Genomic DNA, 22,686 nt, shown 5'->3' with positions numbered 1-22,686 from the left:
TGGCTCTTTCTCTGACTCCTCGACTTTGTCGCATAAAACCGGCCATTCGACGCATTCAAAGGCCGTCGCTGCGGCTCCGGGTCCGTAAAAAACGCAATCCCAGGTCATCTCCACCGTTTGGGGATGGCATGATGCGCCTGTTCCTCATCCTTTCATCATTCATCATTCATCATTCGTCATTCTTCATTCGTCATTCTCGGCGCAGCCGAACATTGCCCTTATCCTCGCCGACGACCTCGGCTACGGCGATCTCGGCTGCTACGGGCATCCAACATTCAAAACACCGCGCATTGACCAAATGGCGGCGGAAGGAGCCAGGCTGACGCAGTTCAACACACCCGCGCCGTTTTGCGCTCCCACGCGTGCCTCGCTCATGACAGGACGTTATCCCTTCCGCTGCGGCATGACGCAGAATCCCGCGCCCGACGGCGGACCCGCCGCTGACGCGCTGGCGATGCCAAAATCGGAGATCACACTGGCGCAGGTGCTCAAAGCGGACGGTTATGCCACCGGCATGGTTGGCAAATGGCATCTCGGTCACAAACCCGGCTCACTGCCCACCGAGCGCGGCTTCGATGAGTATTACGGCATCCCCTACTCGAACGACATGCGCCCCGTGCAGGTGCTCGAAGGCTCCGCGGTCGTCGAATACCCCGTCGTGCAGGCCACGCTGACCACTCGCTACGCCAAACGCGCCACCGACTTCATCCAGCGGAATGCGAAGAAGCCCTTCTTCCTCTACTTCGCCGAAGCGATGCCGCACAAGCCGCTCGCTGCGCCAGACAAGCACTACACAAAGAGCGGCGCGGGCCTTTACGGCGATGCCCTGCTCGATCTCGATGACAGTGTGGGCGCGGTGCTCGATGCGTTGAAACAAAACGGCCTCGACGACAACACGCTCGTGCTTTTCACCAGCGACAACGGCGCATGGTTCGGCGGAAGCTGCGGCGGCCTTCGCGGCATGAAGGGCACGAACTATGAAGGCGGCTACCGCGTGCCCATGATCGCCCGCTGGCCCGGAAAAATCCCCGCCGGCCATGTCAGCCACGAACTCGGCGTGATGATGGACCTTTTTTCCACCGTGCTGCACGTCACCGGCGCGAAACTGCCCGATGATCGAGCACTCGACGGCCGCAACATCTTGCCGCTGCTCACCAGCGCCGCCAAATCACCGCACGAGTTCATCTTCGGTCATCAAAACTCCAAGCTCGCCACCATCCGCGATGCACGCTGGAAGCTGCATCTGCTTCCTGCCAGCCAGATGAAGCTCAAGCCCGGCCCGGACGGCAAATGGCTCGATCCACGCACGCCTGATGGCGTCACCATCCTCGCCCCCTTCGAGCAATACAACATCAATGCCCATCCTGGCCTCACCACCGGCGCCGAACCTGCGAAGATGCAGCTCTTCGATCTCCAGAACGATCCCGGCGAACAAGTCGATGTCGCCGCGCAACATCCCGACGAAGTGAAGCGACTCCAAGCCGCCTACGATTTCATGAACAAAGACGTTCCCGTCGTCGAGGAGGTCAAACGGGCACCGTACAAGAAGCCGTAGCCTGTGCTCTCGGCTGATACACACACGCCGGATCTTCGGCGAAGGGATCACCCGTAACGCCATAAGCCCGCGCTCGGGAGCCGCCGCATACAGCACGGAACTCGCAGCGCCCGCATTTGCCACCCAGAGCATCGTTGTCGCGCAGCGATATAAACAGCGGATGACGACGATAAATCTCCGCCGGATGTTCGTCGCGCACGTTGCCGCAGTCGAAAGGCAGGAAGCCGCTCGGTGACACCACCCCGGTGTGCGAGATGAACATCACGCCGCGTCCATCACGAATGCCGAGTGGCGAGCGCATGCCCGGACGGTGTTTGCCAGTCGTGGCACCGAGCGATTGGATCACCACGCGGCGGAAGTGATGCCCTTCCGTCGTTTTGACCGCGAACGGAGCCTTGCCGACGAGCGAGGCCATGTCGCGGAAGACGAACTCGATGTCCTGCGGGTCCGGCAGATCGTCGATGCCCGCACGACCAGTCGGCACGAGCAGAAACACGCTCCACATCGCGGGTTTGAGTTCAAACATGAGCTTCTTGAAAGCTTCGTACTCGCGTAGATTGCCACGCGTGAGCGTCGTGTTGATCTGCACGCTCAAATCCGCCGCGTGGGCGCGATGCACCGCTGCAATCGTGCGATCAAAGGTGCCTGAGACACCACGGAAAGCATCGTGTGTTTCCCGCGTGGCACCATCCAGGCTCAGCGAAATGCGCTCCACACCTGCGGCCTTGATTTCGTGAAAGTCAGCATGCATCAACCGCGCCGTGGCCGATGGGCTGAGTCCCACATGCAGGCCTGCGTCGGTCGCCTCGCGCACGAGATCGAGCGCATCGCTGCGCATCAACGGATCACCACCCGTCAGAATCAACATCGGCGGCTTCAACTCGGCCAGTTGCCGGATGAGGCGACTCGATTCCTCGCGATTCAGCTCCTCGGGATGCCGATGCGACTGTGCCTCGGCCCGGCAATGCTTGCAGGCCAACGCGCAAGCCCGCGTGATCTCCCAAAAAACGAGAAACGGGCGTTCATCGAACCCGTCATAACCCAACGCGGGCACCTTCGAGGCTTCCAGATCCAAAACGGGCATGTTCATGGGAAGAACAAACGTCCAATCGCCGAAAACGCTCCACCACCGGATGTCGAAGGCTACGCCAATCTTGCCTACTCCTCCACATCCCGCTTCACGAACCGCCGCCGGTGCCACAGCAGCCAGAACAGCGCCAGCAGCGCCCAAGTGATTGCAGCATAGATGTGATGCGAGACCGTTGTCGAAGGCATCCAGGCCGGCGTGGCGCGGGTGGTGGCGGTCAGAACTCCGAGGAAGACGAGAAAGCGCACCCATTTGGATTTCACGAAGAAGCCGTCCAGGTCGCCGCTGTGACCGAACAGCACGCGACTGCCCACCACGAGCATCAGCATGCCAAAGCCGCCGATGTAGAGCAGGTGCTCGATGCTCACGTGCTGCACATAATGAAACGGTGCGAGCACGATGCCGAGCCAGCCGAGAATGAGCGCCCAAAACAGACCTGTGGTAAGTGATCCGGCCTGCTGCGTCTTCCATGTCACCTCAATGAGCAGATACCCCGACGCGACGATGGCCCGCAGAGCATAGCCGAGAGTGACCTGGCCGAAGGCTTCGAGGAAAAAGCTGCCCACGAGCAAGACAGCGGCGACGATGGAGCGAAGCAGCTTCGACTTGCTCTGCGCGGCGGTTTTCGGATCGCCGAACTCGCCGCCGAGCATGCGTGGGAAGACAAACGAGCCGATGCCGAGCACCGGCGGCAGAAGCAGGCCCTGATAGAGAAGCAGATTCGCCAGACGCATGCGTTGCAGGTCCATCAAAGTCGCCGGTGAGAGCAACATCGCCGCTCCGGCGATGCCGCAGGCCAGCCCGGTGAGCGCGAGGAGCATCTGCGGCGGCGGTGCTTCCTTGCGGAACTTCACCACGCGAATCACCAGGCATAGCAGCAGGGAAACGAGCAACGCGACGAAGAACCCATCGCCCCACGCGTGTTGCAGCCGCAGATGACTGATCGCCGAAGCCTGATGCAGCGAGAAGAGCCAGAACAGCTCCAGCGGCGTCAGTTTTGGAGCGGTGGCCATGCGCGGTCCGGCGGTGCCGAGAAAGCCGACGACGAACGCGCCGCCGAAGGCCTCGATCATGAGACGTGCGTGAACGAAGTTCGGATAGAAGCCGAGCTGCTGCGCATAGAACAACGGCCACAGTGCCACGCCGATGATGCTCCACAGCGCTCCGCTGGCGAAGAAGAGGCGATACGGCTCCGCCGCGAGCCAGAGAAGGCCGTCTCTGCGCGGACCTTTGGCCTTATGTTTCTTGTGTTTGCAGGCGGGGAAGCTCATGGAACTCAAATATGCTCCCCAAACGCCAGCGCGTCTTTGGATTCGATGGTGCGCTGGCCTTGGGCGTCTCGCATGTTGCGTGAATAGACGTTGATGGTGATCTTGAGGAGCAGGGTGTAGATCATGAAACCCAGCGCCCAGATGCCGGCGGTGACTTTCCATTCGGTGAGGCTGGGGCGGTATTCGACGATCTCGTGCAGCGCACTGGGGATGAAGGCGGGAATGATCATGCCCATGCCTTTTTCGATCCAGATGCCAGCGAAAGCGAGGAAGCACGCGGTGTTCAGCCACACGGGGCGCTCGTTGATGCGTGGAATCATGAACGTGATGGCGGCGATGATGCAGAAGGCGACGGCGGTCCAGATCCAGGCGACGAGCTCGTGATGTCCATGAAGGCCAAAGTAGAGATACTTGGCGGCTCCGGTGTGGCTGCCGCCGGTGTAGAACTCGACGAATACTTCAGACGCCACCATGAGCAGGTTCACGAGGATGGTGATGCGCATGATGCCGACCAGCGTGCGGATAGCTCCATCGCCAAAGCGGTGGTGGGTGAGTCGGCGAATGATCTGGATGGCGACAATGATGAAGGCGGGTCCGCTGACGAAGGCGCTGGTGAGGAAGCGCGGGGCTAGCAGCGCGGTATTCCAAAACGGGCGACCCCCGAGGCCGCAATATAGGAAGGCGGTGACGGTGTGAATGGAGATGGCCCAGATGATGCTGAGGAAGACGAAGGGCACATACATCTTCGCCACGGGCGGCTGGCCGCGGTAACGCTTGTAGAGCAGGTAGCCGCAGATGTGGACGTTGATGAGGAGGTAGCCGTTGAGCACAATGACGTCCCAGGTGAGCATGGAGATCGGAAAATTGAACTTCCCGACGACGGGCATCATGTGCCAGAAGCGATCCGGTCGGCCGAGATCGCACACGACGAACATGATGGCCATGATGACGGAGGCGATGGCCAGCAATTCGCCGATGAGCACGATGTCGTGCATTTCTTTGTCATGATAAAGGTAGGCGGGGATGACCATCATGACGCCACCAGCGGCGAGTCCGACGAGGAAGGTGAAATTGGCAATGTAGAGCGCCCAGGAGACGTGATCGCTCATGCCGGTGACGGCCATGCCATCACGCACCTGCATGGCCCAGGCATTGGCCCCGACGAGGAAGATGGCGGTGAGCAGCGTCATCCAGACGTAGAACTTCCAGCCGCCTTCGACGGAGTGGCTCACGGCATTGCCGAGGAATCTCAGGTAGCGCCGCCACTCGGGCACGTTGGATGGAGCGGGTGCGGCGACTGTGTTGGGATCACTCATCGAAGAAGTAGAAGAATTGAGGTTTCAGGCCGAGTTCCTCTTTGAGGACAAAGACACGCTTGTTTTCCAGCACCCAGCGGATGTCGGACTTGGGATCGTTGAGGTCGCCAAAGACTCGCGCACCGGTCGGACAGGCTTCGAGGCAGGCGGGCAGGCGTCCTTCACGCGTGCGATGCAGGCAGAAGGTGCATTTTTCCATCACGCCCTGCGGCCGGATGCGGTTGCTGAGATAGCTTTGGTTGGGATTGATCTCCTCAGCGGGGATCTGCGGCTTGGTCCAGTTGAATCGGCGTGCGTGATAGGGACAGGCGGCTTCGCAGTAGCGGCAGCCGATGCACCAGTTGTAGTCCACGACGACGATGCCGTCTTTTTCCTTCCAGGTGGCCTCGACGGGGCAAACATCGACGCAGGGCGGATGCTCGCACTGCTGGCACTGCACGGGCATGTAGTATTTGTCCGGCTGCGGCACGGGGTGATCGTAGTGCGCGTTGCCTTTCTCGAAATCCATCGAGCCTTTGCTCATCTCGAAGACGCGGATGTAACTCTGGTGCGAGGGGCGGTCGTGATTGTTTTCCAAATGGCAGGCCTCGGCGCATTTGCGGCAGCCATTGCAGATGGAGAGGTTCAGCGCGTAACCAAACTTCACGCCATCGACTGGCTGTGGGTTTTGGATGGTGACATCGGCACCGTAGTTGTCCTTGGCCTCCTGCGTGAGTCGCTGGATGACGGCGGCCATTTCTTCTTTGCTGAGTTCCTTGTAGTGCTTCTGAATGAACTCATCCATCGAGGTCTCTTTCGTCAACTCCGTGAGTGGTGCGAGCGCTTTGGCATACGCGGCGACTCCGAGCGTGGCTCCGAGCGCCTTGACGACGGTGCGGCGCGACATGCCCGTGGGCTCATCGGCCGGCGGTGGCGCGGAATTGCCTGCGCAGGCGCAATTGCCGGAACAGGGTGTCTTGGGTGATGCGGATGGATCGTTCATGGCCTGCTAGTGGGAGCCTTCGGCTTTCGGGACGGAGATGCGATCACGCGGCGGCAGCACGGGCTGCACAAGCGGGAACTTGGGGTGATGCGGGTCGTGGCAGTTGATGCAGTTGTTGCGGATGCGTCCGCCTTTGGTGAGATCCCAGTGGCCATTCATGCCGCCATGACTGCCGTGGTCGTAATCGCGTCGCGCCGTGCCGTGGCACTGGGAGCAGAGCGTCATGACATCCGGAAAGGCAACGCTGCGTCCATCAGCGAGATGCAGGGTGTCGTAGTTCGATGCGTTGTGACAACTCATGCAGGTGAGTGCGCCATGCTGGTATTGCAGACCGCGGTGAGCCTGAAACAAATCTTCCGACGTGTTGCGCAGGACATTCGGCGTGGTGGTGCTGTGGCAGGTGCTGCACGCGACGGTGACGGCGTTGCCTGCCTTGTCTTTGAGGCCGGTGTCGAGCCGTGGGATCGCGGGTCCAGGCTTGATGGCGACGGGGTGAGCGGCAGCGGGCTTCTCGATGGCGACGGAAGCAGGCAAGACGGTAGCGCTAGGCTTCTGCGCCCAGACGATGGCCATGCTTAAGCCGCTGACGAGAACCACGAGGGTCAGCCAGGCGAGCCACGGATGTTTTTTCAGATACAAACTCATGCGGCGGGTGTGTCGAAGTGATGCTGGATGCGCACGAGGCGGAATAAATTGCCTGGCAGCGCCATGATGGTGTCCCACCAGTCAGCGCCCTGGAAGCGATAGCGAAACTGCACGGCGCGTGCCGAACCATCGAGCAGCAGCCGACGGCCATCGTCGAGCGTGAGCACGGTGTTGTCAGGCACATGGCCGGTGGCGGAAAACTTGGGGATGATCTCAGTGATCTGGGCGCAGGCACCGATGTCACGCAGCAGCGTCTCCAGTTCGGCGGCGTCGAACTGCGCCTGCTGGAGATCAGGCAGTGGCGGTGTGCTGGTGGCGTCAGTGCTCATGCGGTGGGCGTTGGGGTTGGCGTGCGGCGCGGCAGCATGAGCACGGCGTTGCGTGGAGCAGGACAGACATCGTGGCAGATGCCGCAGCCGGTGCAGACATCGGCATGCACCATGGGCAGACCACGATCACGGCTCATGGCACCGGGCACGGGGCAGCGCTCGACACACGCAGCGCAAAACGAAGTGAGCGCGATGCAGAAGCGGCCCTGGATGATGGCGGTGCGTGGTGTGGCACTCTCAGCCACTGCGGTGGGATCAACCGGTGGCGCTGGCGCGGCTTTCTTTTGGAAAGTCCTGGCAAAGGCGGAAAAGAATCCGCGTCTGGAAACGGCGTCGCTCATTTGGGTGGAGGAGCAGCAACGGGTGCGGGGGGAACAACCACAGGCGCGGGCGCAACGACGGGCTTTGGCGCTGGTGGACGCGTTGCATCCAGTGGCGGCGCGCTGATGAATTGGCGCTGATCATTCTCTGCGGCGGGCACATGGCACTGCACGCAGGATTGACGCTCGGGATGCGGCGTGCGCAGTGCAAAAAGCCCGCTCGGTCCGTGGCAGCTCATGCAATCACTGCGCATGAGCGTGCGGTGCGGCACGGTGGGCGGCGCGCCTTTCCAGGCGCGTGTGCCTGCGGCAGGCGCTTCTTTGCCGTGAAACGTGTTCTCCGTAAGCGGCGCAGTCCACCGCGCGGCCTCGACGGCGGTGAAGGCATGCTGGGTGGACACATGACACTGCGTGCAACTGCCACCCAGGCTGGCGTGGCTCATCTTTGATGCAAAACGGTCCTTCACCTGCATGCCCTGACCATGACAGGCGAGACACGAGGCCGACGAGTCCTGCGTGACCGGGTGCGGCACCACAGGCGGCGCGCCATCATACGCGCGACGTGCAGCACGGTCCCGGAGCGCGGCTTGTTTTTGTTCAGGTGGCATCACGCGCTTGGCATCCGGCGGTGGCACTGGCGCTTGCTGGAAATCCACGAGTGAGTTTCGCCACATCGCATTCACACCCTTCGCGGACCAGTCCTGGTCAATGTAGCGCACGGCCACCGGCACGTTTGTGGCACCGGTGAGATCGCGCCGCGCCTCGGGCCGCACGTTCTCCACGGGCCGGGTCATGCTGATGGCGGAGTTCGTCTGGCGCAGGCCGACGAAGTAGCCGCTGACCGCGAGCATCACGATGATGCCGCCAGCGATCATGCTGGACTGCAACGTCTTGGGCTGTCGGGTGTCGGCCATGATCAAAGCGGCGCGCGCAGCACAGTGGCGGCGCATTTTTTGTAGTCGGGCTCTTTCGAGATGGGATCGACCTCGCCAAGCGTGAGGTCATTGCACAGTAACCGCTCGTCGAAGAACGGAATGAACAATGAACCACGCGGTGGATGCCCGCGTCCGTCAATCCACACCGGCAGCTTCAACTCTCCGCGGCGCGTTTTGATGAGGATCGACTCGCCATTGGCAAAACCGTGCTCCCTGGCGTCGTCGGGGTGCATCTCCACATACGCATGCGGCATGGCGGCGTGCAGTTGCGGGATGCGGCGCGTCATGCTGCCGGTGTGCCAGTGCTCCAGCACACGACCGGTGCAGAGCCAGAAAGGAAACTCGGCATCCGGTTCTTCGGCGGCCTTTTCAGCGGGTGCGAACCAGATGAGCGCCTTGTCGTCCTTGGTGACAGAGTGGTAGAATTGAATCTCCGCGCCCTTCTTCACATACGAGTCATCGAACTCGGAGAAACGGAACTTCGTCTCGCGCCACGAGCCATCCGCCTGCTGCACCACCGGCCAGCGCAGGCCGCGTGCCTTCACGTATTCGTCATACGGAGCCATATCCTTGTGCTTGTAGCGGCTGAAGGCGCGGTACTCCTCAAAGAGGGCTTTATCGACGTTGATGTCGTAATAGCGCGGCCAGTCCCACACGGGCACCTCCTCGCCTTTGTCGTTCTTGAAGGTGAAGAGGAACTTGCCGTCCTTGTCCTTCATTCCCGGATGCCCGAGATCGTGCAAACGCCGCGCCACCGCCAGCATCTGCCAGCAATCATCGCGTGCATCCCCCGGCGGTTTCACCATGCGGAACCACTGCTGCGTGCGGCGCTCGCTGTTGCCATACATGCCGTTCTTCTCCACCCACATCGCGCTCGGCAGCACCAGATCGGCAAGTTCCGTCGTCGCGGTGTGATAGACATCGGAGACGATGAGGAACTTGTCGGGCTGACCCGCCTTCGCTTTGAAAAGCTTGTGCAGATTCGGCAGGGACTGGCCGGGATTCGTCACCTGCACCCACAGCGTGGAGATGTCGCCACCCTTGTCCGCAGGTGTGCAAAACTTCTCCCACATGAGCACCGTGTGGTGGCCGATCTTCGCATTGATGCGGCCCTCCGGCACGTTCCAGATCGCTTCCGTCTCCTTGCGATGCTCGGGATTGAGAATGAGACGACCTCCAGGCAGGAAATGGCACATGGTGCCGACTTCACGCGCCGTGCCGCAGGCACTCGGTTGGCCGGTAAGCGAGGTCGGCGCATCTCCGGGCTTGCCATAGTGTCCGCTCAGCAAATGAATGCCGTGGCAGAGGCGATTGGCGTTCGTGCCGCGTGAATGCTGGTTGAAGCCCATGCACCAGGTGCTGGTGATGCGGATGTCCTTCTTGCCAAACAGATCCGCCAGCATCCGAATCTTCTCCGCAGGCACACCGGAGAGTTTTTCGACATACTCGGGGGTGTAGGGTTCCAGCGCGGCCTTGTACTCGTCGAAGTTCATCACATCGCCCAACAGCGGCGCGGTGGGCGTGGCTGCGGGGTCTTTCGGTGCTTTGCGGAAGTTGCAGAAGCGCTCCACGAACTTTGCGTCATACGTGCCGTTCGTGATCAGCAAATGCGCGATGCCATTCATGATGGCGAGATCGCTGTGCGGCCTGAACTCGAGGTAGTGATCGGCAAACTCGGTCGTGCGTGTGCGGCGCGTGCCGAGGTCGATGAGCGTGACTTTTTCTCCGCGCGTGCGGCGGTCGATGAAGCGGCTGAAAAGCACCGGGTGCATCTCCGCCATGTTGTTGCCCCAGAGAATGAGAACGTCGCACTTGTCGAGGTCGTCGTAGCAGCCCGATGGCTCGTCCACGCCATACACGCTGAGAAAACCCGTCACCGCACTGGCCATGCACAGACGTGCGTTCGGGTCGATGTGATTGCTCGAAAGGCCGCCTTTGATGAACTTGTTCGCCGCGTAGCCTTCTGGGATGGTCCATTGACCGCTGCCATAGATCGCAAACTTGTCCGGCGCGGCCAAAACCCGCTGCGAAATCGTTTCGATGGCCTCCTCCCATGAAATCGGTTCCAAGACACCATTTCGACGCAGCAGCGGCTGCGTGAGCCGGTCCTTGCCATACAGCGCGAGTCCAACGTGATAGCCCTTCACGCAAAGCAGGCCCTTGTTCACCTCCGCGAGCTGATCTCCCTCGATGGCGACCACACGTCCGTCTTTGACGCCGACACGCACATGACAGCCGGTGCCACAAAAACGACAGGGGGCCTTGTCCCACTGAATGTCGCTGGTGGCGGCGGTCGGAGCGGCTCCGAAAGCACGTTGTTGCGCGGCGGCGGTCGCGGCTGCCAGCGCGCTGAGTTTGGCAAATTCACGTCGTTTGATCATGAGGGCAAAAGATCGGGTGTTTCAGTCATTTCAGATTCAAAGCTCACGTGTACAACATCCACATAGGCCACACCGGGCTGGGCGGCGATCCAGTCATGCACTTCGCGGCATTCCACATCACTTTCGGCCTCCACCGCCACCGGCAGCCACCGATCGGCCGCCTCTCCCACCGTGAGCGCCGGATGCGCCGCCAGTTGCTGCGCCACGCCGCAGGAAACGCTGGTGTCCAGGCTGATGAGAAGGCCGACGGTGGTCATGCGAGCCAGTTTATGAGTCAAAATTTGATTCCCGTCATCACATAAACGAAATCGGCATCGCTCCCGGTTCCGGTGTCATTCAGGTAGTCGCCGGCGAAAAAGTGCGAGTAGCCTGCGGTGACCGTGAGATGGCTCGAAGCGGCGTAGGTGACGAGAACGTCGAGTTCGCTGCCAGCATAATTGCTGGCTGCGGCATTGGCGGGACGGACGGCAGTGGTGGCGTTGGCACGGCGCCAGGTGTCGGCGGTGTCGTCGAGCCAGAAGAGATGGAAGTCGAGGCTGGTGGTGAGCTTGGCTCCAGGTTTCGCACTGAGATGGAGTGCGATGTCGTGGATGTTGCTCCATGAGAAGGCGTCCATGAGGCCGTAATGCAGGTGATTGGTCGGGAAGAGGTTCTGAAAGGCTCCCTGCTTGTTGTCGGCGGCGTTGCCATCGCCGCTGGCATAGCTGTATTCGAGGCCGAGACGTGGCTTCCACGGCTGCTGGAAGGTGTATCCGGCTTCCACATAGCTGGCGAAGGCGCTGAGGTCACGACCGCCAGCGGTCCCGGTTTGCACGACAAACTCGGTCTCGTAGTCCCAGGGGCCGAGTTTACCAGGCATGGATTTCCAATGGGTGCCGAGGGTGAGGAAGTGATCGTTGCGATTCGTGTCGTCAAAGTAGAGCGCGTAGAGCTCGGTGTCTTGAATGCCGAGAGTGGGGATGTGCGCGTAGAGGCCGGAGAGGAGCGAGTCTTTGTCGCTGTCGTCCATGCCGAAGCGGTCGATGACGACGACAGAAGAGATGAAGGCATCGACCCACAGGCCGTCTTTGCCGGTGTAGCGCAGTTTCACGGCGTCGAAGGTGCGGGAGATATTGCTCCACTCCAATGGGCCGATGAGGCGCTGATCGCCGTAGAGCAGCACTTGGCGGCCGACTTTGAGCGAGAGCGGGGAACCCTTGGCATCACCCATTTCGACGTAGAGCTGGCGCAGGTCGAAGGGGTTGTCGCCTTCCGCGCCGAGCACGCCGGGGAGGTCCGCACGTTCACTGCCGATCTCGCGGGCGTCCTGGCCCTGCACGTAAAAGGTGAGCCAGTCCACGGGCTTGAGCTGGAGGCTGAGCCGGAAACGCTGCAGCAGCCACGCGTCGTCATTGATGTGGCCGAGGCCGCTGTTGAAGTCGAAATTGTTTTCGCGGTATTCAAAGCGCAGTTGGTCTTCGATGCCGAAAACGACTCGGCCACCGGCTAAAGAGAGCGGGTTCGGCTTTTCGGGGGCGGTCTGGCCCCATGCGACAGTGGTGAGCGCGAGAAAGGTGATGAGGTGAATGGATTTCATGGCGGGAGGAGTTTTTTCAAGGCGGTGACCGTGGGCGCAATGTCAGCGCCCAACGATTCTTCGCGGTGGACGATGTTTCCGTCGGCATCGAGCACGGCGATGAGGTTCGAGTGCGTGAGGAAGCCCTCGACGGTGGCGAACTTGAATTGGAGGGCCACGGCGAGCTGGCGGATCGTCTCGTCATCAGAGATGGCGAAGGTCCAGCGCCCGAGGTCGAGTTTCTGCTCACCTGCGGCCTTCTTCATCTGCGCGGGCTCGTCCGTGGCGGTGTCGAAGGAGAAGAAGACGAAGGCGGCCTTGTCCGCGTCCGCGCCGAGCTCCGTCTCGATGCGCTTCATGTCGCCGATGATGCGCGGGCAGGCGTATTTACAGGAGGTGAAACCCATGGTGATGATGCGGGGCTTGCCGCGCAGTTGATCAAGCGTCAGCAGTTTGTCGTCCTGCGTGCGCCACTCGCCGGGCAGGTCGTAGATGGTGGTGAATTGAGGTGTGGCGGGCGCTGGCGGCGTTTCCTTCACCGACTTCGCTCCCCGAAAGCCGAGGCTGCCGACGCAGTAGCTTCCTTTGAGGCTGGAGCGAAAGGCGAAGCGCATGTAGGCGGCGTAATTGCTCACATCCGCCGCGAGGAGTGAGCCTGCGCCACAGAAGAGCTTCCGCTCCATGGAGCCGTCTCCGCGTGAGTCGCCGACGATCATGCTGTTGTTGAAATCATGCACCCATTCGCACACAAGACCGTGCAGGCCGCGCACACCGTGGACATTCGAGATGCCGGACTGCACACTCTCCAGCGCGGAGGTGGCGGGCTTGGAATACCATTCAAGAAGGAGTTTTAGAAAAGCCTGATCGGAGCTGGTATCGATTTTTTTTGCGTCAGCGCGCGCGGCAAACTCCCATTCGTCCTGCGTGGGCAGGCGTTTGTGTTGTGACTGGCAGTAGGCCTGCGCCGCATGCCATGCGACATGAGTCACGGGTGCCTGTGGCGGCGCTTTGGCACCGAGTTCCAGATCGCCTGCCCAATGCTTGAGGTAGTTACTGTCCGCTTGTGCGCTGCGCAGCTGAGTCCGCCGACATTCGGGATGCGCCTCCACGAAGCCGAGGAACTGCGCATTCGTCACCTGCACGGCATCCATGAAGAGGGCAAGTGCTGTGCGGGGTGTGGCCTCTTTGGCGTAGAGAGGCTTGTACTCTCCGCCGGGGATGAAAACCATACCCGGTGGTGGCTCAGGCGTCTTTGCATACAAGACGCCTGAGACAAACAAGAGAGCCAGTAGCGCGTGTCTCATGAATCAATGTGCTCCAGGAGCTGCGGCGGGTTGTGGGACCGTGGCACGCACTTCTTTGACCATCGCGGGAAGTACCTCGGTGCCGTTGTTGCCCCATTTGATATAAACATAGGTCAGCGCGTTCGCGACCTGCTCATCATTGAGACCGAGCTGCGGCATGATGCTCTCATACGCCTCGCCATTGACGGTGACTTTGCCCTGAAGGCCATGCAGCACGGTGGCGATGGCGCAGTGATAGACATACAAGCCGGGGTTCAGCGCCTTGAACGAAAACACGGAGGCGTGACCTGCTGCGGTGAAGGAGGCCGCAGCCCCGCCACCTGGTCCGGTCACGGCATGAAGGTCGATGTTATGCGGCATCTTGCTGTCCGGGTGATTCATGAGGTGAAACTCCACCTCATCGTTTTGCCGGATGCGCATGAACTTGCCCGGCACGCTCCCGCCAAAGGTCCAGAACGTGTAGTCCACTCCATCGGCCATGCGCTTTACCAGTTCGACGACTTCGAGCTTGATGGTGACCTTCGTGGGATGATCGCGCGTGATGGGTGGCGGGACATTGGGCGCATCGGTGAGCACCGCGTTTTCCGTGCCGGAGACAGGCTTGTCCTGTTGTCTGGTGGGTTTGGCCAGAGCGTCGCCTGTAGGTGCGGACGCTGTCACCGAACACGTGTCGTAGGAATCCATAGCCTTGATGAAAGTCGCCTGGGACATTTTTTCGTTGGGGCTGAGTTCGTTGTCTCCGCATTGAGTGAGCAAAGTAGTGACAAGCACCGGCAGGATGAGTCGCGATGTTGTTTTCATGGTGTGGCTGGTTGTGGTGGGGATTTGTAGCGGGCATAGCGCTCGCGCTGCTCGGGAGTGAGATTGGCGGGGGCGAATCGGGCATCCGGCACATGGTTGATGCGGGCATGAATGACGTTCGCCATGTCCTCGGCACAGCTTTTAATGTGCTCGGCATGCTCACCGGCGAAGAGATCATCCACCGTGCGTCGGAAGAGCATGAGCCAGCGGTCAAACTGCTCGCGACCCATGTTCGTGAGGGGCACCAGTTTGGCGTGTGCGGCGAGAGGATTGCCAGTGTAACCGCCACTGCGAAAGATCACCGTCTCCCAGAAGGCATACATCTTGGGCAGATGGGTCTGCCAATTCGTCTGCGCGATCTTCTCGAAGATGAAGCCGAGGAGCTCGTCGCCGCGCACGCGGTCGTAGAAGGTGTTCACCAGCGTCTCGATCTCGGCGCGGCCTTGGATGTCGGGTTTGATTTCAAACATGCACGCATTATGCAACTTTGAGCGCCCATGGCGCTCTTCTGTTTCTGCGACCTTGTGCGCCGGTATTGGCCCGCCGGGTGCCGAGCACGAAACGCACAATCCTGCGCAGGATCGGCGTATTGATGCACGGCTCATGCATCTTTATAGGAAGGCGCAGTCCAACCACCTGCCATTCCAAACCAGCCAACCATGAAACTCATCCTCTCCTCGCTCGCCACCATCACCGCCGTGATGACGCTGCTCGTGAACGCCGCCCTGGCAGCCGACCCTGCTGCCGTCGCCACGGAAACCGCCACGAACACCGTCTGCCCCGTCACCGGCAAACCTGCCGATCCCGCCATCACCGCCGAATACGAGGGCCGGAAGTGGTCCTTCGCCAAGGAGGCCTGCAAAACCAAGTGGCTCAAGGCCCGTGAGGACAGCCTGTATCAAAAACTAGGTGGCAAGGCCGCCATGGAAGCGGCTGTGGATGCCTTCTACGTCAAAGTGCTCGCCGATGATCGTGTGAAGCATTTCTTTGACGACGTGAGCATGGACAAGCAACGCCGGAAGCAGAAGGAATTCCTTTCCGCAGCCTTTGGCGGCCCGCTGCCCTGGACCGGCAAGGACATGCGCAAGGCCCACGAGGGCATGGGCCTCACCGAGGTTCACTTCAACGCCATCGCCGAAAACCTCGTCAACACGCTGAAGGATCTGAAAATCAGCCAGGATCTCATCGACCAGGTCGTCGCCGTCGCCCTCACGACGAAGGATGACGTGCTTGGCCGTCCGAAGAAGGCCAACTGAGAGCGGTCCATCTCTCCGTTGCCATCAACAACCGCCGTCGCGAGTGCCGGGAGTCACTAGCGGCGGCGGTTTTGTTTGCGTACTGACGAGCGCTTCAAAAAAGACGCTGAATTCAGCGCGGCGCGGCGTTTCTTCGTCCGCCATGAAGTTCACGCCTCTCGCCGCTGTCATCACACTCTCCTCCCTTTGCCCTTCGCTTTCCGCCGAGCAGGTCGGCCCCTGGAATCTCGACGCGCTCAAAAGCAACGTGCCCGCCATGAAATGGCTGCGGCAAGACCAGCCGATTCACTCGCTGACCTACGCGGGAGAGAAGTATCAAGGCCACGACACCGAAGTCTTCGCGTTTTATGCCTCACCCATCACGCTCGGCGAGGCCAAAGCAGGCACCAAGTTCCCCGGCGTCGTCTGCATCCACGGCGGTGGAGGCACGGCGTTTGCCGAGTGGGTGCAGTTGTGGGCGAAGCGCGGTTACGCGGCCATCGCGATGGATTTGAATGGCTCGCGTCCGCCTGAGGTGGAGTTTGACGCCAAAGGTGTCGCCATCGGCAACGGTCATCGTGGCACACGCACGCGCTTGCCCAACGGCGGCCCGCCGCACGGCCATCCTGAAAAATTCGACTGCATCAAGACCGCCGACACGAGCGACGACTGGCCCTTCCACGCGGCGGCGAGCGTGATGCGCGCGCATTCGCTGCTGCGCAGCTTCCCGGAGGTCGATGCGGAACACACCGCCGTCACCGGCATCAGTTGGGGCGGCTACACGACCTGCCTCGTCGCTTCGCTGGATGATCGCTTCAAAGCCGCCGTACCGGTTTACGGCTGCGGCTTCCTTCACGAAGGCGAATCCGTGCAAAAACCCAGCATCGACAAGCTCGGCGACCACAAGACGAAGTGGGTGAAGGAATACGATCCCGGCAGCCTCCTCCCGCGCTGCCGTGTGCCGATCCTCTTCGTCAACGGCACCAACGACGTCCACTACGTCCTCGACAGCTATATGAAGAGCTACAACGTCGTCCCCGGCGAGAAGCACATGCGCATTCAGGTCAAGATGCCCCACGGCCATCCGCCCGGCTGGGCACCGCAGGAGATCGGACTTTTCATTGATTCCAAATGCCGCAGCGGCAAAGCGCTGCCCGTTCTCGGCCAGCCGCGCATCAACGGTGACACGGTGCGAGTCAGCGTAAACTCCACGCCTCCCATCAAACTGAAAAGCGCCGCCTTGCATTACACCAAGGACGGCGGCCCGCGTTCAAAGCGTGAATGGATCACCGTTCCGGCTTCCATCAGTTCAGACACCATTGAGACAAACAGCGCCGTCGTCACCCAGGTCAACGAAGTCACAGCGCCCAAACCGCCCGCCGACGCCAACACCTGGTATCTCAGCGTCACCGACGAACGCGATGCGATGATCAGCACCGAGGTCGTGCTGAAGCCTTGATCACTTCTTCTCCAAGGACTTCAGCTCGATCTTGCGGAACCACACCGGCTGCCCTTCGGCCTGAAGGGCGATGTGGCCGTAGCCGAGCATCACATTGCCACCAAGTTCGATCTGATCCGTCGCCGGAGCGTTGTTGTTCGTGGGATCGAGCTGCGGGCGCTGGTAGCGCAGCACTTCCACGCCGTTGATGCGATGGATGATCTCCTCATTCCCGCGCACCTCGACCTCCGCGCTCACCCATTGCTCCGCTGGAAAAGTCGGCGCACTGGATTTGACGATGTGCTTGGTCACGAGCTGTCCGCCCATCTCCACATGCGTGCCGGGCGTGCAAAGATTGGCAGTTGAGCGCGGCCCTTTGCCCTCATCGGCCAGAAACTGCATCTCCAGGCTCGCGGGGAAGCCCTGGTCAAAGCGCATGCTCTGCGGCGGCTGCGCGTGCAGCATCACGCCGCTGTTCAGGTTCACATACTTCGGCGCGTCAGCCATCATCGTTCCGGTGAAGCGATACTCCAGCCGCAGGATGTAGTGCGAGTAAGCCAGGTTGGTGAAGAGGTGGCCGAACTGCTCATCAAACTTCGTGTAGCCTTCGTAGCTGACCTTCAGAATGCCGTCCTCAACTCGAAACGTGTTGGCGAAGTTCTCCCCGAGCGGACGCTTCGCGATCTTCGGCGTCCAGCCGCTCATATCCTTGCCATTGAAGAGCGGCACCCACTTCGGCTCCTCGGCTGAAACAGCGGCGGTCAGCAGGCAAACCAAAGCGGCGGCGGCAAAGCGTAGTGTTGGAATCATGCGTTCATCATGAAGCGGCCAACGATGTTTCCAATCGGAAGATGACCCCGGTCGCCGCGTTATAGGGCCGCCATGAAGCTCCTGCTCATCCTCCTTTCGTCATTCGCCATCTCGGCCTCGTCATTTTCGGCACCGCCGAACATCCTCTTCCTCCTCAGCGACGACCACAGCTACCCCTTCCTTAGCGCCTACGGCGACACCAATGTCAAAACACCGACGCTCGACCAGCTCGCTGCCGAGGGCATGAAGTTCCACCGCTTCTTCACCGGCGCGCCGCAGTGCGTGCCCTCGCGTGCCACGCTCATGAGCGGTCGCTCGCCTGTGGCCGCACGCATGACGCGCTTCTCCGCGCCGCTGCCTCGCGATGAAATCACGCTGCCGGAACTGCTGCGTGACAAAGGCGGCTACTTCACCGGTATTTGCGGACGCAGCTACCATCTCGATGGCTCGGCCAAAGTCGGGGCGGCCGCGGCGAAAGTCTTTCAAGAGCACCAGTTGAAGACCTTCATCGACCGCGTGGACTCGCTAAACCAATGCGGCGATGCCGAAGTAGCATCACAAGTGGCTGCCTTTCTCGACAAGAAGCCGAAAGACAAGCCTTTCTTCATGTGGGCGAACTTCAGCGATCCGCACCACGCCTGGAATGCACCTGCCGAGTTCCGTCCTGATCCCGCATCGCTGAAAGTGCCCTCGCATTTCCCCGATCTACCCGGTGTGCGCGAGCAGCTCGCCGATTACTGCGCCGAGGTGAATCGCGTGGACCGCACCGTCGCAAGCGTGCTCGACGTGCTCAAAAAACGCGGCCTCATGGACAGCACGCTCATCGTCTTCTGTGGCGACAACGGCATGGCCATGCCGCACGGCAAAGGCTCGCTATACGATCCCGGCTCCAACGTGCCCTTCCTCGTGCGCTGGCCTGGCGTGGTGAAGCCCGGCGGCGATTCGCGTGCGCTCATCAGCGCCGAAGATCTCGCGCCCACGCTGCTCGCCGCCGCAGGACTCGCCGCAGGCCCCAAAATGAGCGGCGTGAGTTTCCTCCCGTTGCTCAAAGGCGAAAAGCATGTGCCGCGGAAGCACCTCTTCGTCGAGCGCGGCCCCCATGGCTCCGCGCCCGTGCAGGCGAACATGACGAACGGCGGCTATGACCTCGGACGTGCCGTGCGCAGTGATCGCTTCAAGTTCATCTACAACTGCACGCCGTGGATTCCGTATGCGCCCGTGGATTCCGCCGGGGGCCAGGCCTGGAAAGAGATGCAGGAGGCGAATGCCGCCGGAAAACTCCCGCCTGGCATGAGCGCCACGTATTTCAAAACACCGCGTCCCGTTTATGAGCTCTACGACCTCGAAACCGACCCCTCCGAGCTGAACAACCTCAGCGGCAAACCCGAACTCGCCGCCACCGAGCGCGAACTGCGCACCGCGCTTGCCGAAAAAATGATTCTCGACTGGGACTACCTCCCGCTGCCTGATCTCATGGAAGGAAATACAGGTCAAGGCGGCGGCAAAAAGGGCAAAGGGAAGAAAAAGTAGCCGTCACGCGAAGACTCGGCCACCGTGCCCACCCATGCCGGACATCGTCCTCGCCACGCTCAACGCCAAATACATCCACGCCTCCTTCGGCCTTCGCTACCTCATGGCGAACCTCGGTGAGCTGCGGGACCGTGCCTGCATGGCTGAGTTCGTCATCAATCAACAGCCGTTGGAGATCGTAGAGGCGATCCTTGCGCATGAGCCGCGTATCGTCGGTTTCGGCGTCTATATTTGGAATGTTGAGCAGACGAGGGAGGTCGTGGCCTTGCTCAAGCGCATCCGCCCCGAGCTGGTCATCATCCTCGGCGGCCCGGAGGTCTCGTATGAGACCGAAGGGCAGGAGATCGTGGCGCTGGCCGATTATGTCATCACCGGCGAAGCGGATGTGAAATTCGCGGAAGTGTGCCGTGGCCTGCTGGAATGCAGAATGTCGAATGCAGAATGTCGAATGGCCGGCGAGGCAGAACATTCTTCATTTTCAAAGATCATCCCCTCCGAGTTGCCCGCCCTCAATCAGCTCGCATCCCCTTACGAGCTCTACACCGACGAAGACCTCAAAAACCGTGTCATCTACGTCGAGGCTTCGCGTGGCTGCCCGTTCACCTGCGAGTTCTGTTTGTCATCGCTCGACATCCCGGTGAGGGCCTTTCCCACCGATGCCTTCCTGGCTTCCATGCAGCGGCTGTTGGATCGCGGAGCCACGCAGTTCAAGTTTGTGGACCGCACCTTCAATCTGCATCTGCCCACCAGCACGGGCATTTTGCAGTTCTTCCTCGACCGCTGGCGCGACGGCCTGTTTTTGCACTTCGAGATGGTGCCAGACCGCCTGCCCGAGCAGCTCCGTGCGCTCATCCAGAAATTCCCGGCTGGCGCGGTGCAGTTCGAGGTGGGCATTCAGACCTTTGATGATGCCACGTCGAAAAACATCAGCCGCAGGCAGAACCTCGTCCGCTTGGAGGACAACTTCCGCTTCCTGCGCGAAGAAACCGGTGTCCACATCCACGCCGATCTCATCGTCGGCCTGCCGGGCGAAGGCATCGAGAGCTTCGGGCGCGGCTTTGACCGTCTCGTGCGTCTCTGGCCGCAGGAAATCCAGGTCGGCATCCTCAAGCGCCTGCGCGGCACGCCCATCGTCCGCCACGACGACGAGTATCGCATGATCTACGCGCCGCACCCGCCGTATGAGATTCTGTCCACGCGAGACATCCCCTTCGCCGACATGCAGCGCATGCGGCGCTTTGCGAGATACTGGGACATCGTCGCCAACAGCGGCCACTTCACCGCCACGCTGAAGCTGCTCTGGCAAAACGCCGCCTCGCCCTTCGCCGAGTTCCTGCGCTTCAGCGACTGGCTGCATGCCACGCTGCGTCGCACGCATCAGATCGCGCTGCACGTCACCGCCCAGGCACTTTTCGATTACCTTACGGAAGAGAGGGGCAGTGATCACGAACTCGCCGCCAGCACTCTCGAAGCCGACTGGCATCGCACGCCAAGCCGCGAGGCACTGAACCTTCGTGGCAGGAAAGACACCCAGAAATCCGCCGCTCTCCGCGCTGCCCGCCGTCAGTCCCGCCACACGCAGCCAGCCTGAGCCTGGCTTTCCAGAATCTGCCTGAAATCCCGGCACTCAGTCCGAGTTACACCCGCTCCATGCTCCGGCGAAATCACCTTCGCGGACCCCAGCATCAAAGACTCGCTTCAGCTCATCCAGACGAAGCCGGTGCCGGTGAAGTGAGGCGAGAACAACGGCCACTTCTGCCTCCCTTGCAGATTGGCGAGGTTGTAGCGCAACACCAGTTTGTCGAGATTCTCGTCCCTGAGTTTATACCATGCCGAATCTTGCTCGTTGAATGGATCCTCCTGTTTGCGGACAATCTTCGCAAGTTTCTCTCCTCTGATCGATCTCTTACTCGAAGGAGCACTTTCCGGGAAACGCTGGAGCGTCTGGAGCATGAGTTCACGGTGTTTGATCGCTCCTACCACCTCCAGGCCACCGAATGCATCAACCCACTGGTCTCCTGATGAATTGAAATTGCACTGGGCAAAGCCGCCGTTATTGACCTCATTGTTCAGGCACTCAATCGCGCAGGTATGCTTCTCGGCAGGCGTGAGAGATACCCATCCTTTTTCGTTCTCGACCTCCCACGGATCGCGAATCGTCTCAGCGAATCGATGATATTAATCCGGCACAAAGAAAGAACATCAAGCTGCATACTGAGTTGAACTTGAGGTGAAGAAGGAGCGGATGCGCTCTGGCTGCTTCTGGCAGGAGATCAGCCTGCCGATGATTTGCTTTTCCAGGCTGCGTTCGTCCTTGGCCGAGGGCAGATGGCTTGGCGTTCTTTTGAGCGAGCGATTGAGCGTTCGTCCGGATTGAGTTCGGGGCTGTAGCTGGGCAGGTGATGCACGGCGATAACCTCCTGATGTTCTTCCAGCCAGGCTTTCACCGGCTTGCTGTGATGCACCCTCAGGTTGTCGAGGATCAGATACACTTTGCGCCCTTTCATCGAGCGCACCAGCCGCTCTAGGAACCGGATGAGCAGCGCCGAGTCCAGCGCTCCCTTGTAAACCATCCACCGGGCGCTCCCCCGGTTGCTCACCGCACTCATCACCGAGCTGCCGAAGCGTTTGGACATCTGCTTGATCACAGGCGTCTCTCCACGCGGCGCAAAACCCCTGGGGGCGTTGGGCTGATTGTTGACTCCAGTCTGGTCGCCCCAGTAAATCTCCGCTCCCTCGGCTTTGGCTGCTGCTGCGATCTGCGGATACTCCTGCTCCAGCCACGCCTTCACCTTTTTGGAGTTCTGTTCATAGGCCTTCTTGATGGGCTTTTGCGGCGTGAAGCCCCAGCGCTTGAGATACAGGCCCATCGTGCGCACTGGCAGCTTGAGGCCAAACTGCTGCTCCACCAGCTCGGCCACCGCCTTGCGCGTCCACAAAGCGAAGGACAGTTTCAACTGCTCGGGCAGCTTGTCGGCGATAAGCCCTCGGACTTGCTTCTCCTGCGCAGCGGTGAGCTTGCGTCCTTCTCCATGCTGACGCCCGCGTTCATCGCGTAGCAGCGCCTCGGTGCCGTGGTCTCTTTGGTGCTGCTTCCATTGCCGCACCGTGCGTTCATGAACCCCCACAGCTTCGGCAATGTCGCGTTCATGCCATCCCTTGCCAAGCAGAAGCATCGCCCGGCGGCGAGCC

At 60.8% G+C, this 22,686-nt stretch carries 21 protein-coding genes and 1 pseudogene; 5 read left to right on the top strand and 17 right to left on the bottom strand.

Going from position 1 to position 22,686, the window contains the following annotated elements:
* Positions 1 to 106 precede the first annotated feature (106 nt).
* On the top strand, positions 107 to 1,555 hold the full coding sequence (locus ACILSI_RS22300; RefSeq protein WP_395724133.1) for a sulfatase: 1,449 nt from the start codon (positions 107 to 109) through the stop codon (positions 1,553 to 1,555).
* On the opposite strand, the gene ACILSI_RS22295 is transcribed toward ACILSI_RS22300, so the two are convergent.
* From ACILSI_RS22295 to ACILSI_RS22230, 14 genes and pseudogenes are all read right to left on the bottom strand, one after another.
* A complete protein-coding gene (locus ACILSI_RS22295) occupies positions 1,527 to 2,645 on the bottom strand; it encodes a TIGR04053 family radical SAM/SPASM domain-containing protein (RefSeq protein ID WP_395724126.1) in 1,119 nt (372 codons plus the stop codon). The two genes, ACILSI_RS22300 and ACILSI_RS22295, sit on opposite strands and share 29 nt — an antisense overlap.
* A gap of 68 nt (positions 2,646 to 2,713) precedes the next feature.
* Positions 2,714 to 3,913 carry an NnrS family protein gene (locus ACILSI_RS22290; protein ID WP_395724125.1) on the bottom strand — a complete coding sequence of 400 codons (1,200 nt, stop codon included), beginning with the start codon at positions 3,911 to 3,913 and terminating at the stop codon, positions 2,714 to 2,716.
* Between the two features lie 5 nt (positions 3,914 to 3,918).
* Entirely contained in the window at positions 3,919 to 5,229 is a 1,311-nt protein-coding gene (dsrP, locus tag ACILSI_RS22285; RefSeq protein ID WP_395724124.1) for a sulfate reduction electron transfer complex DsrMKJOP subunit DsrP, read from the bottom strand.
* On the bottom strand, positions 5,222 to 6,115 hold the full coding sequence (locus tag ACILSI_RS22280) for a 4Fe-4S dicluster domain-containing protein (RefSeq protein ID WP_395724123.1): 894 nt from the start codon (positions 6,113 to 6,115) through the stop codon (positions 5,222 to 5,224). Before ACILSI_RS22280 ends, dsrP begins: the two co-directional genes overlap by 8 nt.
* Positions 6,116 to 6,217: 102 nt before the next feature.
* Entirely contained in the window at positions 6,218 to 6,856 is a 639-nt protein-coding gene (locus tag ACILSI_RS22275; RefSeq protein ID WP_395724122.1) for a hypothetical protein, read from the bottom strand.
* Entirely contained in the window at positions 6,853 to 7,185 is a 333-nt protein-coding gene (locus ACILSI_RS22270) for a hypothetical protein (protein WP_395724121.1), read from the bottom strand. Before ACILSI_RS22270 ends, ACILSI_RS22275 begins: the two co-directional genes overlap by 4 nt.
* Positions 7,182 to 7,526: a 4Fe-4S binding protein gene (locus ACILSI_RS22265; protein WP_395724120.1), complete on the bottom strand. Its 345-nt coding sequence runs from the start codon at positions 7,524 to 7,526 to the stop codon at positions 7,182 to 7,184. Before ACILSI_RS22265 ends, ACILSI_RS22270 begins: the two co-directional genes overlap by 4 nt.
* A complete protein-coding gene (locus tag ACILSI_RS22260; protein ID WP_395724119.1) occupies positions 7,523 to 8,419 on the bottom strand; it encodes a hypothetical protein in 897 nt (298 codons plus the stop codon). The genes ACILSI_RS22265 and ACILSI_RS22260 overlap by 4 nt, the downstream gene beginning before the upstream one ends.
* A 2-nt stretch (positions 8,420 to 8,421) precedes the next feature.
* On the bottom strand, positions 8,422 to 10,821 hold the full coding sequence (locus ACILSI_RS22255; RefSeq protein WP_395724118.1) for a molybdopterin-dependent oxidoreductase: 2,400 nt from the start codon (positions 10,819 to 10,821) through the stop codon (positions 8,422 to 8,424).
* Positions 10,818 to 11,078 (bottom strand): hypothetical protein, encoded by a 261-nt coding sequence (locus tag ACILSI_RS22250; RefSeq protein ID WP_395724117.1) that lies wholly within the window; start codon positions 11,076 to 11,078, stop codon positions 10,818 to 10,820. Before ACILSI_RS22250 ends, ACILSI_RS22255 begins: the two co-directional genes overlap by 4 nt.
* Positions 11,079 to 11,095: 17 nt before the next feature.
* Positions 11,096 to 12,397, bottom strand: coding sequence for an alginate export family protein (locus ACILSI_RS22245; RefSeq protein ID WP_395724116.1), 1,302 nt, complete (start codon positions 12,395 to 12,397; stop codon positions 11,096 to 11,098).
* Positions 12,394 to 13,680, bottom strand: a complete 1,287-nt coding sequence (locus ACILSI_RS22240; protein ID WP_395724115.1) for an SUMF1/EgtB/PvdO family nonheme iron enzyme — start codon at positions 13,678 to 13,680, stop codon at positions 12,394 to 12,396. The genes ACILSI_RS22245 and ACILSI_RS22240 overlap by 4 nt, the downstream gene beginning before the upstream one ends.
* Before the next feature lie 183 nt (positions 13,681 to 13,863).
* Positions 13,864 to 14,364: pseudogene (locus tag ACILSI_RS22235) on the bottom strand (multicopper oxidase domain-containing protein); the annotation flags it as partial.
* A 113-nt stretch (positions 14,365 to 14,477) separates the two neighbouring features.
* Positions 14,478 to 14,951, bottom strand: coding sequence for a group III truncated hemoglobin (locus ACILSI_RS22230; RefSeq protein ID WP_395724114.1), 474 nt, complete (start codon positions 14,949 to 14,951; stop codon positions 14,478 to 14,480).
* A gap of 189 nt (positions 14,952 to 15,140) precedes the next feature.
* Here ACILSI_RS22230 and ACILSI_RS22225 point away from each other — a divergent pair, with 189 nt between their 5' ends.
* Both ACILSI_RS22225 and ACILSI_RS22220 read left to right on the top strand, forming a co-directional pair.
* On the top strand, positions 15,141 to 15,737 hold the full coding sequence (locus tag ACILSI_RS22225) for a hypothetical protein (RefSeq protein WP_395724113.1): 597 nt from the start codon (positions 15,141 to 15,143) through the stop codon (positions 15,735 to 15,737).
* A gap of 142 nt (positions 15,738 to 15,879) precedes the next feature.
* Complete coding sequence (locus ACILSI_RS22220; protein WP_395724112.1) at positions 15,880 to 17,175, top strand: alpha/beta hydrolase family protein; 1,296 nt, start codon at positions 15,880 to 15,882, stop codon at positions 17,173 to 17,175.
* Here ACILSI_RS22220 and ACILSI_RS22215 read toward each other — a convergent pair whose 3' ends face one another.
* Positions 17,176 to 17,964 (bottom strand): DUF1080 domain-containing protein, encoded by a 789-nt coding sequence (locus ACILSI_RS22215; RefSeq protein WP_395724111.1) that lies wholly within the window; start codon positions 17,962 to 17,964, stop codon positions 17,176 to 17,178. It lies immediately after the preceding gene.
* 72 nt (positions 17,965 to 18,036) lie between these two features.
* Between ACILSI_RS22215 and ACILSI_RS22210 the strand changes: the two genes are divergently transcribed.
* Together ACILSI_RS22210 and ACILSI_RS22205 are read left to right on the top strand one after the other, a co-directional pair.
* A complete protein-coding gene (locus ACILSI_RS22210; RefSeq protein ID WP_395724110.1) occupies positions 18,037 to 19,494 on the top strand; it encodes a sulfatase in 1,458 nt (485 codons plus the stop codon).
* 34 nt (positions 19,495 to 19,528) lie between these two features.
* The gene (locus tag ACILSI_RS22205; RefSeq protein WP_395724109.1) at positions 19,529 to 21,085 is read left to right on the top strand and encodes a DUF4080 domain-containing protein; all 1,557 of its coding nucleotides are present in this window, start codon (positions 19,529 to 19,531) and stop codon (positions 21,083 to 21,085) included.
* Positions 21,086 to 21,192: 107 nt separating this feature from the next.
* On the opposite strand, the gene ACILSI_RS22200 is transcribed toward ACILSI_RS22205, so the two are convergent.
* Entirely contained in the window at positions 21,193 to 21,651 is a 459-nt protein-coding gene (locus tag ACILSI_RS22200) for a DUF4375 domain-containing protein (protein ID WP_395724132.1), read from the bottom strand.
* A 116-nt stretch (positions 21,652 to 21,767) separates the two neighbouring features.
* The coding region (locus ACILSI_RS22195) for an IS630 family transposase (protein WP_395724108.1) at positions 21,768 to 22,686 on the bottom strand (919 nt) is incomplete at its 5' end.

The organism is Prosthecobacter sp. (assembly GCF_044232965.1).
GTDB lineage: Bacteria > Verrucomicrobiota > Verrucomicrobiia > Verrucomicrobiales > Verrucomicrobiaceae > Prosthecobacter.
Note: the sequence above shows the minus strand (reverse complement) of the source record. Positions and strands in the feature narration are given on the sequence as shown.